This is a genomic window from Lysinibacillus alkalisoli (genome assembly GCF_014643595.1).
GTDB classification, from domain to species: domain Bacteria; phylum Bacillota; class Bacilli; order Bacillales_A; family Planococcaceae; genus Metalysinibacillus; species Metalysinibacillus alkalisoli.
Window position 1 is genome coordinate 192,356 of record NZ_BMJT01000004.1, and the last position, 13,683, is coordinate 206,038.

General features: G+C 38.1%; 14 protein-coding genes. 12 read left to right on the top strand and 2 right to left on the bottom strand.

Going from position 1 to position 13,683, the window contains the following annotated elements:
- The first annotated feature begins 3 nt into the window (after window positions 1-3).
- From def to proS, 11 genes are all read left to right on the top strand, one after another.
- Window positions 4-495 carry a peptide deformylase gene (def, locus tag IEW44_RS07315; RefSeq protein ID WP_188614392.1) on the top strand — a complete coding sequence of 164 codons (492 nt, stop codon included), beginning with the start codon at window positions 4-6 and terminating at the stop codon, window positions 493-495.
- The gene (gene fmt / locus IEW44_RS07320) at window positions 492-1,430 is read left to right on the top strand and encodes a methionyl-tRNA formyltransferase (RefSeq protein WP_188614393.1); all 939 of its coding nucleotides are present in this window, start codon (window positions 492-494) and stop codon (window positions 1,428-1,430) included. Before def ends, fmt begins: the two co-directional genes overlap by 4 nt.
- Window positions 1,427-2,800 (top strand): 16S rRNA (cytosine(967)-C(5))-methyltransferase RsmB, encoded by a 1,374-nt coding sequence (gene rsmB / locus IEW44_RS07325; RefSeq protein ID WP_188614394.1) that lies wholly within the window; start codon window positions 1,427-1,429, stop codon window positions 2,798-2,800. The genes fmt and rsmB overlap by 4 nt, the downstream gene beginning before the upstream one ends.
- Window positions 2,787-3,932 carry a dual-specificity RNA methyltransferase RlmN gene (gene rlmN / locus IEW44_RS07330; RefSeq protein ID WP_188614395.1) on the top strand — a complete coding sequence of 382 codons (1,146 nt, stop codon included), beginning with the start codon at window positions 2,787-2,789 and terminating at the stop codon, window positions 3,930-3,932. Before rsmB ends, rlmN begins: the two co-directional genes overlap by 14 nt.
- A gap of 6 nt (window positions 3,933-3,938) precedes the next feature.
- A complete protein-coding gene (locus tag IEW44_RS07335; RefSeq protein ID WP_188614396.1) occupies window positions 3,939-4,688 on the top strand; it encodes a Stp1/IreP family PP2C-type Ser/Thr phosphatase in 750 nt (249 codons plus the stop codon).
- 1 nt (window position 4,689) lies between these two features.
- Window positions 4,690-6,654: a Stk1 family PASTA domain-containing Ser/Thr kinase gene (gene pknB / locus IEW44_RS07340; RefSeq protein ID WP_188614397.1), complete on the top strand. Its 1,965-nt coding sequence runs from the start codon at window positions 4,690-4,692 to the stop codon at window positions 6,652-6,654.
- Window positions 6,655-6,665: 11 nt separating this feature from the next.
- A complete protein-coding gene (gene rsgA, locus IEW44_RS07345) occupies window positions 6,666-7,550 on the top strand; it encodes a ribosome small subunit-dependent GTPase A (RefSeq protein ID WP_188614398.1) in 885 nt (294 codons plus the stop codon).
- A gap of 2 nt (window positions 7,551-7,552) precedes the next feature.
- Window positions 7,553-8,218: a ribulose-phosphate 3-epimerase gene (rpe, locus tag IEW44_RS07350; RefSeq protein ID WP_188614399.1), complete on the top strand. Its 666-nt coding sequence runs from the start codon at window positions 7,553-7,555 to the stop codon at window positions 8,216-8,218.
- Window positions 8,215-8,868, top strand: coding sequence for a thiamine diphosphokinase (locus tag IEW44_RS07355; protein WP_188614400.1), 654 nt, complete (start codon window positions 8,215-8,217; stop codon window positions 8,866-8,868). The genes rpe and IEW44_RS07355 overlap by 4 nt, the downstream gene beginning before the upstream one ends.
- 15 nt (window positions 8,869-8,883) lie before the next feature.
- Window positions 8,884-10,032 (top strand): MFS transporter, encoded by a 1,149-nt coding sequence (locus IEW44_RS07360; RefSeq protein ID WP_188614401.1) that lies wholly within the window; start codon window positions 8,884-8,886, stop codon window positions 10,030-10,032.
- 283 nt (window positions 10,033-10,315) lie between these two features.
- Window positions 10,316-11,758 carry a proline--tRNA ligase gene (proS, locus tag IEW44_RS07365; protein ID WP_188614402.1) on the top strand — a complete coding sequence of 481 codons (1,443 nt, stop codon included), beginning with the start codon at window positions 10,316-10,318 and terminating at the stop codon, window positions 11,756-11,758.
- A gap of 83 nt (window positions 11,759-11,841) precedes the next feature.
- Here the strand turns inward: proS and rpmB are convergent, their stop codons facing one another.
- Window positions 11,842-12,030 (bottom strand): 50S ribosomal protein L28, encoded by a 189-nt coding sequence (gene rpmB / locus IEW44_RS07370; RefSeq protein WP_188614403.1) that lies wholly within the window; start codon window positions 12,028-12,030, stop codon window positions 11,842-11,844.
- Window positions 12,031-12,173: 143 nt separating this feature from the next.
- Window positions 12,174-13,145 carry an oxygen-dependent tRNA uridine(34) hydroxylase TrhO gene (gene trhO, locus IEW44_RS07375; RefSeq protein WP_188614404.1) on the bottom strand — a complete coding sequence of 324 codons (972 nt, stop codon included), beginning with the start codon at window positions 13,143-13,145 and terminating at the stop codon, window positions 12,174-12,176.
- A 165-nt stretch (window positions 13,146-13,310) separates the two neighbouring features.
- Here trhO and IEW44_RS07380 point away from each other — a divergent pair, with 165 nt between their 5' ends.
- The gene (locus IEW44_RS07380; protein WP_188614405.1) at window positions 13,311-13,673 is read left to right on the top strand and encodes an Asp23/Gls24 family envelope stress response protein; all 363 of its coding nucleotides are present in this window, start codon (window positions 13,311-13,313) and stop codon (window positions 13,671-13,673) included.
- Window positions 13,674-13,683 lie beyond the last annotated feature (10 nt).

Here is a 13,683-nt window from a genome sequence, read left to right on the forward strand (position 1 = left end):
AAGATGATTAAAGAAGTAGTAAAGTATCCAGCGGAGATTTTAACAACACAAACTAAAGAAGTAACGATGATAAATGAAGATATTATTCAATTGCTTGATGATTTATACGATACGATGATTGAGCATGATGGTGTAGGTATTGCAGCACCACAAATTAATGTAGATTTACGTGTCGCTATTGTTGAAATTGGTGAAGAACGTGATATTTTAGAAATGATTAATCCGAGCGTGATAAAGGTTGAGGGTACAGCCAAAGATATTGAAGGATGTTTAAGTTTTCCTGAACTCTTTGGTGATGTAGAGCGTCCTACGTATGTAAAAATAGAGGCTTGTGATCGAGACGGACGTGTTTATGAATTAGAGGCATGGGATTTTGATGCGCGTGCTATTTTACACGAAATAGATCATTTAGATGGCATACTTTTCCATGATAAAATCACTCGTCAATACACACCAGAAGAGTTAGAAGAGATGTATGAGGAGGAAGAGGCATGATTTCAATTATTTTTATGGGGACACCAGCCTTTTCAGCCCCTATTTTACGCATGTTGCATGAGGAAGGATACAATATATTAGCTGTTGTGACACAACCTGACCGCCCTGTGGGAAGAAAGCGTATCCTAACACCCCCTCCTGTAAAAGAAGAAGCGTTAACATTAGGTTTACCTGTTATTCAACCAGAAAAATTACGTGATAGCGAAGCATTACAACAAATTATTGCTTTACAACCCGACTTAATTGTAACAGCTGCATTTGGTCAAATTTTACCTGCAACATTGTTAGAGACACCGCGTTTAGGTTGTATTAATGTACATGCTTCTTTATTGCCAAAATATCGAGGTGGTGCACCCATTCACCAAGCAGTCATTGATGGCGAGAAAGAGACAGGTGTTACTATTATGTATATGGTCGAGAAGTTAGATGCAGGTGATATGATTTCCCAACGTGCAATACCGATTGAGGCACAAGATCACACGGGTTTATTATTTGATAAACTGAGCCTTGTCGGACGTGACTTATTAAAAGAAACATTACCAAGCATAATAGATGGTACGAATCAACGAGTTGTACAAGATGAGTCACAAGTAACGTTTGCTAGTAATATATCGCGTGAACAAGAACGTATCAATTGGGCACATACTGCTGACCAAGTATACAATTTAATTAGAGGGCTACACCCTTGGCCAACCGCTTATACTACTTTGCAAGGACATAATGTTAAGGTGTGGTGGGCACAAATAGGAACAAGTGATAAAACAGGTGCTCCTGGAGAGGTGGTAGCTATTAATAAGGACCATTTTGAAGTGGCAACGACAGCTGGTACTATAGCTATTTATGATTTACAAGTGGCAGGTAAAAAACGTATGACAGCTGAAGATTATTTAAATGGTATTGGAGCTAAACTACAAATTGGGGAGCGCTTTGAATGAGTAAAAAAAAGCATGTGATGATTTGGGATGGTAATGTGCGAGATGCTGCATTATCCATCCTACTTGCCGTTGATAAAAATCAAGCTTACAGCAATCTATTATTGAATGACACAATTAAACGTCATAAAATTGAGCCAAAGGACCGTGCGTTATTAACCGAAATTACGTATGGTACATTGCAATATAAAATGACTTTGGATTACTATTTAGAACCTTATATTCGAGGTGAAGTGGAGGATTGGATGCGTTGGTTACTTCGTTTATCACTCTACCAAATGCATTATTTATCGCGTATTCCACCTCATGCAGCTGTAAACGAAGCTGTCGAAATTGCTAAACGTAGAGGGCATCAAGGGACAGCCTCAATGGTTAATGGCATATTACGTGCGATTTTACGTGAAGGCGTTAGTGAGGTAGATGTCTTTAACGAAATTGATGAACTTGCTATTACAACAAGTCACCCACATTGGCTAGTAGAGCGTTGGGTGGAGATGTATGGCGTTGAAAAAACACGTGCTATGTTAGAAGAAAATAACAAGCCAGCGATCCAAACGGTTCGTGTTAACGTAACAAAAGCAACTGTAGAACAAGTGTTAACAAGTCTAGCAGAGGATGGTGTAACCGCTAATAAGAGCCCACTCCTGTCTGAATGTATTTATATTACAGAAGGACAAGCATCACGCACAGCTGCATTTCGTCAAGGATGGGTTACAATTCAAGATGAGAGCTCTATGATTCCTGCTCATGTGTTACAACCTCAGCGTGACTGGCGCGTATTAGATATGTGTGCAGCTCCAGGAGGAAAGACAACACATGTAGCAGAAAGAATGAATAATGAAGGCACTATTATTGCACTTGATTTGCATGAGCATAAATTAGCACTGATTCAGCAAAATATGACGAGATTAGGTTTGACGAATATTACAACTTTACATGTAGATGGTCGCAAAGCCATTGAGCACTTTGAAGCTAATTCATTCGATGCGATTTTAGTAGACGCTCCGTGTAGCGGCTTAGGTGTAATGCGTCGTAAACCAGATATTAAATATACAAAGCAAGAACAAGACTTGGCGCGACTACAAACGATTCAACTCGCATTATTAGATGCAGCTGTAACTTTGTTAAAGCCTAATGGTAAGCTGATTTACAGTACTTGCACAGTAGATAAAGTAGAGAACGAAGGCACAGTACAACAGTTTTTACAGCAACATTCTACTATGCAATCTACAGCAATTGATTCTCTACCACAAGCATTAATGGAAAAACAACAAGATGGTATGTTGCAAGTATTCCCACAAGATTTTGGTAGTGACGGCTTCTTTGTCGCTGCTTTTACAAAAAAGGAGATTCTAACTAATGGATCAAAATAGACTACAAACATTTAATGAACGAATTAACGATTTAGTTGATGATGCTAAAGAACAGCCTATCCGTAAAAAGAAAGAGAAAGTAAATTTAAAGCCCTCAATCTATTCTTTAGAGCCACATGAATTAAAACAGTGGTTAGAAGAGAATGGCGAGAAAGCTTTTCGTGCGAAACAAATTTATGAATGGTTATATGAAAAACGTGTTAAAACATTTGAAGAGATGTCTAATTTATCTAAGGCTCTACGTGAAAAGCTAACGGATGCTTTTGCTCTTACAACACTTTCTACGATTATTAAACAACAGTCACAAGATGGTACAATTAAGTTTTTATTTGAATTACAAGATGGTTATGCGATTGAAACCGTGCTAATGCGTCATGAATATGGAAATTCTGTTTGTGTTACAACACAAGTGGGCTGCCGTATTGGCTGTACTTTTTGTGCATCAACATTAGGTGGCTTAAAGCGACATTTGTTAGCTGGAGAAATTGTTGAACAAGTGGTTAAAGTGCAACAAGCACTCGATGAAACAAATGAACGTGTGTCACATATTGTAATTATGGGCATTGGAGAGCCGTTTGATAACTATGATGCTATGATGAGCTTTTTAAAAGTCATTAACCATGAGCAAGGCTTAAATATAGGGGCACGTCATATTACAGTTTCTACATCAGGTATTGTGCCTAAAATTTATAAGTTTGCAGATGAGCAATTACAAATTAATTTTGCCTTATCTTTGCATGCACCAAATCAAGAGTTGCGCCAAAAGTTAATGCCAATTGCACGCGCTTATAAACTAGAAGAACTAATGGAATCAATACGTTACTACACGAACAAAACAGGACGCCGAGTTAGTTTTGAGTATGGTTTGTTTGGAGGCGAAAATGATTCTGTAGCACATGCTGAGGAGTTAGCTGTTTTAATTAAAGATATTAAATGTCATGTGAACTTAATTCCTGTAAACTATGTGCCAGAACGTGATTATACACGGACGCCTCGCAATAAAATTTTTGATTTTGAGAAAACATTAAAAAAACATGGCATTAATGCTACAATTCGTCGCGAGCAAGGTTCAGATATTGATGCTGCTTGTGGCCAATTACGTGCGAAAGAGAGAGAACAAGAGACGAGGTGACCACGATTGAAATATACAGTCGAAAGTGATATCGGATTGAAACGTTCTATTAATGAAGACCGCGCTGCCTTTTTTAGAAGAGAAGATGGTGTGCAGTTAGCTCTTGTTGCTGATGGTATGGGCGGACATAATGCAGGAGATGTTGCTAGTACAATGGCTACTGTAGAGGCGAGAAAATTGTTTTATGAAGCTCATGCCGAACATTTTGAGACGCCATCTACAAAGAAAGCATGGTTATTACAAACCGTAAGAAAACTCAATCAAGCCTTGTACCAGCATGCTAAAGAAAATCCTGATTGTAGTGGTATGGGCACAACATTAATTTTAGTGCTAGTGAATGAAAGTCGCTGTTTAATTGCACATGTTGGCGATAGCCGCGTGTATCATTTCTCAGCAGGTACAGGCGAACAAATTACGAAAGATCACTCGTATGTGAATGCATTGATTGATAGTGGGGAGATTAGCGAGGAAGAAGCGGTACATCATCCCACTAAAAATGTTATTTTAAGAGCACTAGGTACAGACCCATCCGTAGAGCCAGATATTTATAGCATGACATTAACGCCTACTTCTTTTGTGCTAGTTTGTTCAGATGGATTGAGTAACAAACTATCAATAAAAGAGATGGCTACTATTATTTATGATAAGCAAACAACTTTGCAAGAAAAGGGACAGCAACTCGTAAAACGTGCGAATGATGGCGGTGGCGAGGACAATATTTCGCTCGTACTTCTTATGAAGGAAGGAGAGAGCTGATATGTTAGAAGGTCAACGTATTAATGACCGCTATAAAATTATTGAAATGATTGGCGGAGGTGGCATGTCTAATGTTTACTTAGCTCATGACATCATTTTAAACCGCGATGTAGCCATTAAAATTATGCGCTATGATTTTTCAAGTGAAACCGAGTTACAGAAGCGCTTTCAACGTGAAGCCTTATCCGCAACAAGCTTAACTCACCCTAATATTGTAGATGTTTATGATGTTGGTGATGAAGATAATTTACATTATATTGTGATGGAGTATGTTAAAGGTAAAACACTTAAGCAATATATTCAAGAGTATGCACCGATATCACCAGCACGTTCTGTTTATATTATGAAGCAATTAACATCAGCCATTGCACATGCGCATGATAACCAAATTATTCATCGAGATATTAAACCACAAAATATTTTAATGGATGAAAGTGGCGATGTGAAAATTACGGATTTTGGTATCGCGATGGCGTTATCGGCGACATCATTTACACAAACGAATTCTGTTTTAGGGACGGTGCATTATTTGTCACCAGAGCAAGCAAGAGGTGGCTCTGCAACGAATAAATCAGACATTTATGCACTAGGTATTGTACTTTATGAGCTACTCACAGGCGAGTTACCTTTTTCGGGTGAGTCAGCAGTGGCAATTGCTTTAAAGCATTTGCAAAGTGAGACACCTTCAGTGAGACATTTCGACGCTACCATTCCGCAGAGTCTTGAGAATGTTGTATTAAAGGCAACAGCTAAAGACCCATTCCAACGCTACACCTCAGTTGAAGAAATGCATGAAGACTTGATGACAGTACTATCTCCAGAGCGTGCGAATGAGGAGCGATTTGTTGTACCAATTGATGATGACGCAACAAAAGCAATGCCAGTTATTAAAGATACAGCCGAAGATGAGGATGTTGATTTAGGTAAAACAATGGTGATGGAAAAGCAAGAAGAACCACAAAAGCCAGGCAAACAAAAGCGCATCTGGCCACTTGTTTTGTTAGGGCTATTTGGTTCTTTATTAGCGACATTTGCGATTTTATTTATGTTCACAGATATTTTTCAGCCTAAAAAAACACCAATACCCGACGTAACGAATTTAACGGTAGCTGAAGCCACAGTTAAAATTGAACAAGCAGGATTTTTAGTAGGTGAAACAACAGAGCGTTTTAATGAAGAAGTAGAGACAGGGAAAATTATTGAAACCTCACCAAAGGCAGGTACATTACGCATGAAAAATGCGGATATTGACCTTGTTGTAAGCAAAGGGATAGAAGAAGTTGAAGTGCCAGATTTTATTGGTCAGAAATATGAACAAGTAAGAGAAAACCTGGAAGAAGAATTTAAAAAAGTAAATGTGGAAGAAGAATATTCGGAGCGTCCAGCAGGTGAGATTATTGCGCAAGATCCTACATCAGGCACAAAAGTCGTCATGGCGAATACTGAAATTACAATTACCATTAGTAAAGGTAAAGATTTAGTGACTGTGGCCGATTTAAAAGGTTTCAATAGCTCAGCTATTGCGAGTTATGAACAAACATCAGGTTTGAAAATACATGTAGCTGGCGAAGAAAATTCAGATACTGTTTCTGCAGGGAATGTGTTGAGACAATCTCCAGCAGCAGGCGCAAAAATAGAGGCTGGAAGTGTTGTGACAGTTTATATTTCAAAAGGCACAGCAGAGCAACCTACAAAATCTTATACACAAACAGTAACAATTCCTTATGAATTAGGTGTTATTGATGAGGAAACTGAGGAAGTTATTGAAAGACCCAAACAAAAAGTACAAATTTACGTACAAGATAATCGACATACTATGGCAGCCCCTGTAGAAACTATTGAAATTACAGATGATACAAAATATCATGTGCGTATGGAAATTAAACAGGGACAAAAAGCGGCTTTCCGCATTATGAGTGAAGGCAAAGTAGTGATGGAGGAAACGATTCGTTACGAAGATTTATAAGGAGGCGACCAATGGGGGAAGGACAAATTCGTAAAGCATTAAGTGGCTATTACTATGTATTTGATAATGGTGAATTGATTCAGTGCCGAGGTAGAGGAATCTTTCGCAATCGAGGCGAATCGCCACTTGTGGGTGACTATGTAGATTATACAGTTGAAACAGCAGGCTCTGATGGTAGCATAGAGCGTATACATGAAAGAAAAAATGCACTTGTGCGACCACCAATTGCGAATGTCGATCAAGCATTACTTGTATTTTCTGTAAAGGAACCCGATTTTAATACAGTATTATTAGATCGCTTTTTAGTAGTGTTATCATCTTTTCATGTACAGCCTATTATTTGCTTAACAAAGCTAGATTTATTAGATGATGAAGAAAAATCAGCTATAGCGACTTACATTAAAGATTATGAACATATTGGTTACACAGTATTAACAGCGTATAAAGATGAAGCAGAATTACAGACAAAGTTAATGCCCCATTTAGCACATAAAACAACAGTATTAGCAGGACAATCTGGCGTAGGGAAATCCACTTTACTAAACACATTACTACCATCTCTAGCTTTAAAAACAGCAGAGATCTCACAAAGTTTAGGTCGAGGGCGTCATACAACAAGGCATGTTGAATTAATCGAGGTAGCAGGTGGTCTATTAGCAGATACGCCAGGATTTAGTTCGTTTGATTTTGATGAGCTAGATAAAGAAGACGTGACACAATGTTTCCCCGAGATTGCGCGATATGCAGAACAGTGTAAATTTAGAGGGTGTCTGCATTTAAAGGAACCAAAATGTGCTGTTAAAGCAGCTGTTGCTAACGGTGATATCTTAACATATCGCTTTAAGCATTATGAACAAATTGTAAATGAAATTATAGAGAGAAAGCCGAGGTACTAATTATGATTAAAATTGCCCCTTCTATACTAGCTGCAAATTTTGCAAAATTAGGTGAAGAAGTCAAAGAAGTAGAGGCTGCTGGTGCAGCACTGATTCACATTGATGTGATGGATGGTCATTTTGTGCCAAATATTTCATTTGGTGCTATTGCATTGGAAGCAATACGTCCGTTGTCGACATTACCTATGGATGTGCATTTAATGATTGAAAATCCAGACCAGTATATTGAACAGTTTGCGAAAGCTGGCGCAGATTATATTACAGTCCATGTCGAAGCTTGTAAACATTTACATCGTACGATTCAATTAATTCGTTCATTTGGTGTTAAACCAGGTGTGGTTTTAAATCCTCATACACCTATTGAAAGTATTCAACATGTGTTAGAAGATATTGATATGGTGTTATTTATGACAGTTAATCCAGGGTTTGGCGGTCAGCAATTTATCTCTTCTGTTATACCTAAAGTGGCAGCATTATCAGCTATTATTAAAGAGCGTAACTTAAATATTGAAATTGAAATTGATGGTGGCATTAATGCGGAAACAATTGTACCTTGTGCACAAGCAGGTGCGACTATTTTTGTAGCAGGCTCAGCCATTTATAATCAAGAAGATCGCGCCAAAGCATTACAAACGATTAAACAGGCTGGAGAACAAGCAATTCAATGACCAAAGTTGTCATTTGTGCTGGAGGACCAGCTGATGAATTGACAGATATTATTCGCTACTCTAAACAAGGTGATGCGGTTTTCATTGGCGCAGATCGTGGTGCTTTGTATTGTATTGAACGAGCCATCACACCAAAGCTAATTATTGGTGACTTTGATTCCCTAACAGAGTCAGAATGGCAATGGGTATCAGTGGTAGCTTCGAAAGTTGAGCGATTTGAAGATGAAAAAAATGAGACAGATACAGAGTTAGCACTTATGCGCGCTGTAGAGTGGCAACCTAAAGAAATAATTATCACAGGTGTGACAGGTGGTCGATTAGATCACTATGAAAGTGTGATTCGCGTGATGTATCGTTTGCAAAAGCAGTACCCACATATTGCTTTTTGCATTGAAAATAAAATGAATCGTATCGCTTTTCTAGCACCAGGCAGTCATGCGATAAAAAAACATCACTTTAAGTATTTATCATTATTTGCCTATGAAGCAGATATTGAAGATATGACCATTAGAGGTGTGAAGTACGAAACAACAAATGAACCTTTATTATTAACTTCATCACGTTTCACCAGTAATGAGATTATTAAAGAGACAGCTGTAATTCAGTTTTCAACAGGTATGGTAATGGTCATACATAGTGATGAAAAATAGTGGGGTAGCCAAATTATGCAAACACATCAAAGGTTAAAAGGCTTTAATTTATTGTATTTTGGTATGCTTGCTTTATTCATTCCTTTTTTACCTGTATTTTTGCAAGAGCAAGGGCTTACTACAAAAGCTATTGGATTTATTGTGGGCACAGGAGGAATTGTCACGATTATTACACAACCCTTGTGGGGCATTATTAGTGATAAGACACAAGCCATTCGAAAAGTATTAAGTATATTATTACTTTTATCGACATGGTTTGGTTACTTTTTATTTACTTCACAGCAATTTGGTGCGCTCGTTACATTTTCAATGGCTGTCTACTTCTTTTTAATGGCTATTGATCCTTTAACAGAAAGCTTGAATTTTACAATAGCAGAACGTGCACGCATTAGTTATGGTTCTATTCGTACATATGGCGCCCTAGGCTATGCACTTGCTTCTCTTTGCGCAGGCTATATTATGAATGGCTTAGGAATGAATGCCATTGCCTATCTATTTGTTGGCTTAGGTCTGTTAGGGTTTGTTGTGATGTTAACTTTGCCCAATGTAACAACCGCTTCATCATCTGTCACTGTGACGGCGTTAAAGTCATTTTTACAAGATAAACAAACCGTATTATTTTTATTGCTCGTTTTTATGAGCTCCATACCAGCCAGGATGAATGATACTTTTCTAGGTGTGCATATACGGGCATTGAATGGAAGCACAGAGCTTATTGGGCAAGCTTTTTTCCTTGCAGCGAGTAGTGAGATTATTATTTTTGCACTGAGCTTTTGGTGGTTACGTAAAGGCAAAGAATTATTAACAATTACAATCGCTACAAGTTTTTATTGTCTTCGTTTTTTAGCGACAGCTTTAACAACAGATCCACAACTTGTCGCTTTATTACAAGTGTTGCAAATGTTGACCTTCCCTATTTTTTATACAGCAGCTATTCAATATTTATACCGAATTGTACCAGCAGAATGGCGAGCAACAGGTCAAACAATCCTTGCCTTATTATTCTTTGGGATTTCTGGTATTGTTGCTTCTTATTTAGGCGGTTATTTGTACAGCATTTTAGCAGGGCAGCAATTTTATCTTGTATTAGCTAGTATTTCATTTATCGGTGTTTGTTTTGGCGCTGTTTTGTATAAAATATTTGAAGCAAACGTGGAAAGTTAGTTGTTTAAAAAAGCGAAGTTTGGTATATTTGAGACAAATATGATTTCAATGATGTGGCCAAGTAAATAACATATATGGACAGAAAGCCTAATATTTGCTGAGAGTTAGGTACATGACTATGTATTGAACACCTACCACGGAGAAGTTAGTTAATCCTAACCGTGTCATTCGCGTTAATGAATGTTGAGTGAGCTGTTATAGCTTTAACTAAGGTGGTACCACGTCTTTGTAAGCACGTCCTTTTTCTAGGGCGTGCTTTATTTATTTTAAGGAGGAATTTGTAATGACAAATCAGAAAAATGATTTCACAAGTTGGTATATCGACACAATTCAAAAGGCAGATTTAATGGATTATACTCCAGTGCGCGGTTGTATCGCTTTTAAACCAGATGGTTTTGAAATTTGGGAACATATTCAAGGAGAGATGGATCGTCGCTTTAAAGAGACAGGGCATAGAAATGCTTATTTCCCTATGTTGATTCCAGAAAATTTCTTCCAAAAAGAGAAAGATCATATTGAAGGTTTCTCACCAGAACTACCATGGGTAACAGAAGCAGCAGGCGAAAAGTTAGAAGAGCGTTTAGCACTGCGTCCCACTTCAGAAACCATGATTGGCCATTTATACTCTGACTGGATTAAAAGTTACCGTGACTTACCCGTATTAATTAACCAATGGGCTAATGTATTCCGTTGGGAAAAGAAAACATTACCATTCATTCGTACATCTGAGTTTTTATGGCAAGAGGGGCATACGGCGCACGCTGACGAGACCGAGGCACGTGAAGAGACAATGCGCATGTTACAAATTTATAAAGAAGTCGTTGAAGACTTTTTAGCCATTCCTGTTTATGACGGTGAAAAAACACCTTCAGAGCGTTTTGCTGGTGCTGTAGATACATTTTCCATTGAAGCAATGATGAAGGATGGCAAAGCGGTACAAGCTGGTACATCACATTATTTAGGCACAAAATTTGCTGAGGCATTTGATATTAAATATTTAAATAAGGAAAATAAACATGTGTATGCACATACAACATCTTGGGGTACATCAACTCGCTTGATTGGTTCAGTAATTATGGTGCATGGTGATGAGCAAGGTTTGGTTTTACCACCAACAATTGCGCCAACACAAGTAATATTAATCCCTGTAGGACCATGGAAGAAGCGTCCTGAAATTATTGAAAAATTAGATGAGATTTTTGCAGCGTTGAAAGCAAAAGGTATTCGTGTACGCTTAGACGATTCAGACCAATCACCAGGATATAAATTTAATGAATGGGAATTAAAAGGTGTACCTGTCCGCTTAGAATTAGGACCTCGTGACTTTGATAATGCACAAATTTTAATGAAGGCGCGTGACGAAGCAGATAAAGTCACATTAGAGCTTGATATAGATGCTGTAGTAGCAACTGTAGAGACTGAATTAACAACAATGCAAAAACGTTTATACGATAAAGCAAAAGCTTTCCGTGAAGAACATTCACATACGGATGTAGATACATTAGAGCAATTGCACCAACATATTACAGAAAAACAAGCAATGGAGGAGATTCCAGGTTGGGTGTTAGCAGGTTGGTGTGGCGATGATGCATGTGAAGAGCATGTGAAGCAAGAAACAAAATTCACAACACGCAATATGCCATTTAATCCACCAACAGAGAAAAAAGTGTGTATTAATTGTGGTAAAGAAGCGAAACATACAGTGTGGTTCGGTCGCGCATATTAAAAATAAAAAGAACGTGTCGTTACGAGACACGTTCTTTTTACTGTATAAAAAAACACCGATGACTATCGGTGTTTTTAGCGTTATTATACGCGTTCTACTTTACCTGATTTTAATGCACGAGCAGAAACCCATACACGCTTAGGCTTACCATCTACAAGGATACGAACTTTTTGAAGGTTAGCGCCCCAAGTACGTTTGTTAGCGTTCATAGCGTGTGAACGGTTGTTACCAGTACGCGCACGACGACCAGTGATGACACATTTTTTTGGCATGTTGTATTCCCTCCTTACAGTTAATGCTGAAAGATTACTTTTCAGTTCGGTATTTCACATACCATAATAATTTAACATACTGACAAATTGAGCGCAAGACATTTTACATAACCTTTCAAGAAAAAAACCTTTACAGCTTAAATTTATTGCGGAATCATTTGTTGTTGTGCAATGATTCGAATTTGTTCTTCTACTTGCTCGGGTGTCCATTGCTGTTGTGCTACAAAATAATTGCGCTCTGCGCGACGACAATCATCGGAGCAGCTGCGCATATAAAATGCCTCATGTTTTTCCTCACATAATATTAATTTATGACAATCTGGATTAGCACAATTTACATAGCGTTCTGAAGGTTCTCCTGTAAAATAATCTTTCCCCACTACTACATGCTCCACTTGATTAATGGGTATTGTGCGACGATCGTCAAAGACAAACATTTGACCGTCCCATAATTGTCCTTTAGCATCAGCATCTTTAGCGTATGTGGCAATACCGCCATGAAGTTGTCCCACACTTTCGCCAAAGTTTTCACGTTTTAACCAACCAGAAAATTTCTCACAGCGAATGCCACCTGTACAGTAAGTTAAAATATGTTTTCCTTCAAATGATTCACGATTATCTTCCATCCATTGTGGCAAGTCGCGGAAATTATGAATATCAGGGCGGATAGCATTGCGGAAATGTCCCACATCATATTCATAGTCGTTGCGTGCATCAATAATAACAGTGTCTTCTTCTTGCATACGCGTCATAAATTCACGAGGTGATAAATAGTCACCAGTAATCTCAAGAGGGTTAATATCATCGCCTAAACCTAAGCGTACAATCTCCTTTCTTGGTCGCACATGCATTTTGCGATGCACCTGGATAGATGATGCATCAACCTTCCACATAATGTCATGGAATAGGGGATGCTCTTTCATATAAGCCATATATCGTTCTGCTTGCTCTGCTGTAGCAGAGATGCAGCCATTAATGCCTTCTGTTCCAACTAACACACGCCCAAGTAACCCCATATCTTTGCATAAGGCAAGGTGCTCTGCTGCAAAGGTTACAGGGTCTTCGATTGTGACATATTTATAATAAAGTAATACGCGATAAGGTTGTTTTGTCATAAGTATTCCTCACTTTCCACGTTTTAATATAGCATATTTTATTTTACTAGATGAATCAGCCAATTGGCGTATTGCAATAAGGAAAAGCACAGGTACTTTGTTGCTTAAAAGAACGAATCAATGGTACAATACAAGATAGTCAAAACGAGCCAAGGAGGCATTGTTATGTCAATTGAACTTAAAAATGAATTCGGCCAAATTGATATTGCAAATGATGTAGTAGCACAAATTGCTGGAGGGGCAGCGATTGAATGTTACGGTATCGTAGGTATGGCATCAAAACATCAAATTCGAGATGGTTTAACCGAGATACTACGCAAAGAAAACTTTGCAAAAGGTGTCATTGTTCGTCATTTAGAAGATGGGCTACATATTGATATGTACATTATTGTAAGTTATGGCACAAAAATTTCAGAGGTTGCTTATCAAGTGCAATCCAAAGTAAAGTATACAGTGAATAAAACGCTAGGCATGGATGTTAAGGCTGTTAATATTTATGTGCAAGGCGTTCGTGTGATGAACGTATAAGAGGAGGAAC

Coding starts and splice junctions, on each gene's coding strand:
- proS (WP_188614402.1), top strand. CDS start 10,316: ATGACAAATCAGAAAAATGATTTCACAAGTTGGTATATCGACACAATT.
- pknB (WP_188614397.1), top strand. CDS start 4,690: ATGTTAGAAGGTCAACGTATTAATGACCGCTATAAAATTATTGAAATG.
- rsmB (WP_188614394.1), top strand. CDS start 1,427: ATGAGTAAAAAAAAGCATGTGATGATTTGGGATGGTAATGTGCGAGAT.
- rpe (WP_188614399.1), top strand. CDS start 7,553: ATGATTAAAATTGCCCCTTCTATACTAGCTGCAAATTTTGCAAAATTA.
- rsgA (WP_188614398.1), top strand. CDS start 6,666: ATGGGGGAAGGACAAATTCGTAAAGCATTAAGTGGCTATTACTATGTA.
- rlmN (WP_188614395.1), top strand. CDS start 2,787: ATGGATCAAAATAGACTACAAACATTTAATGAACGAATTAACGATTTA.
- fmt (WP_188614393.1), top strand. CDS start 492: ATGATTTCAATTATTTTTATGGGGACACCAGCCTTTTCAGCCCCTATT.
- IEW44_RS07360 (WP_188614401.1), top strand. CDS start 8,884: ATGCAAACACATCAAAGGTTAAAAGGCTTTAATTTATTGTATTTTGGT.
- rpmB (WP_188614403.1), bottom strand. CDS start 12,030: ATGCCAAAAAAATGTGTCATCACTGGTCGTCGTGCGCGTACTGGTAAC.
- def (WP_188614392.1), top strand. CDS start 4: ATGATTAAAGAAGTAGTAAAGTATCCAGCGGAGATTTTAACAACACAA.
- IEW44_RS07355 (WP_188614400.1), top strand. CDS start 8,215: ATGACCAAAGTTGTCATTTGTGCTGGAGGACCAGCTGATGAATTGACA.
- IEW44_RS07380 (WP_188614405.1), top strand. CDS start 13,311: ATGTCAATTGAACTTAAAAATGAATTCGGCCAAATTGATATTGCAAAT.
- trhO (WP_188614404.1), bottom strand. CDS start 13,145: ATGACAAAACAACCTTATCGCGTATTACTTTATTATAAATATGTCACA.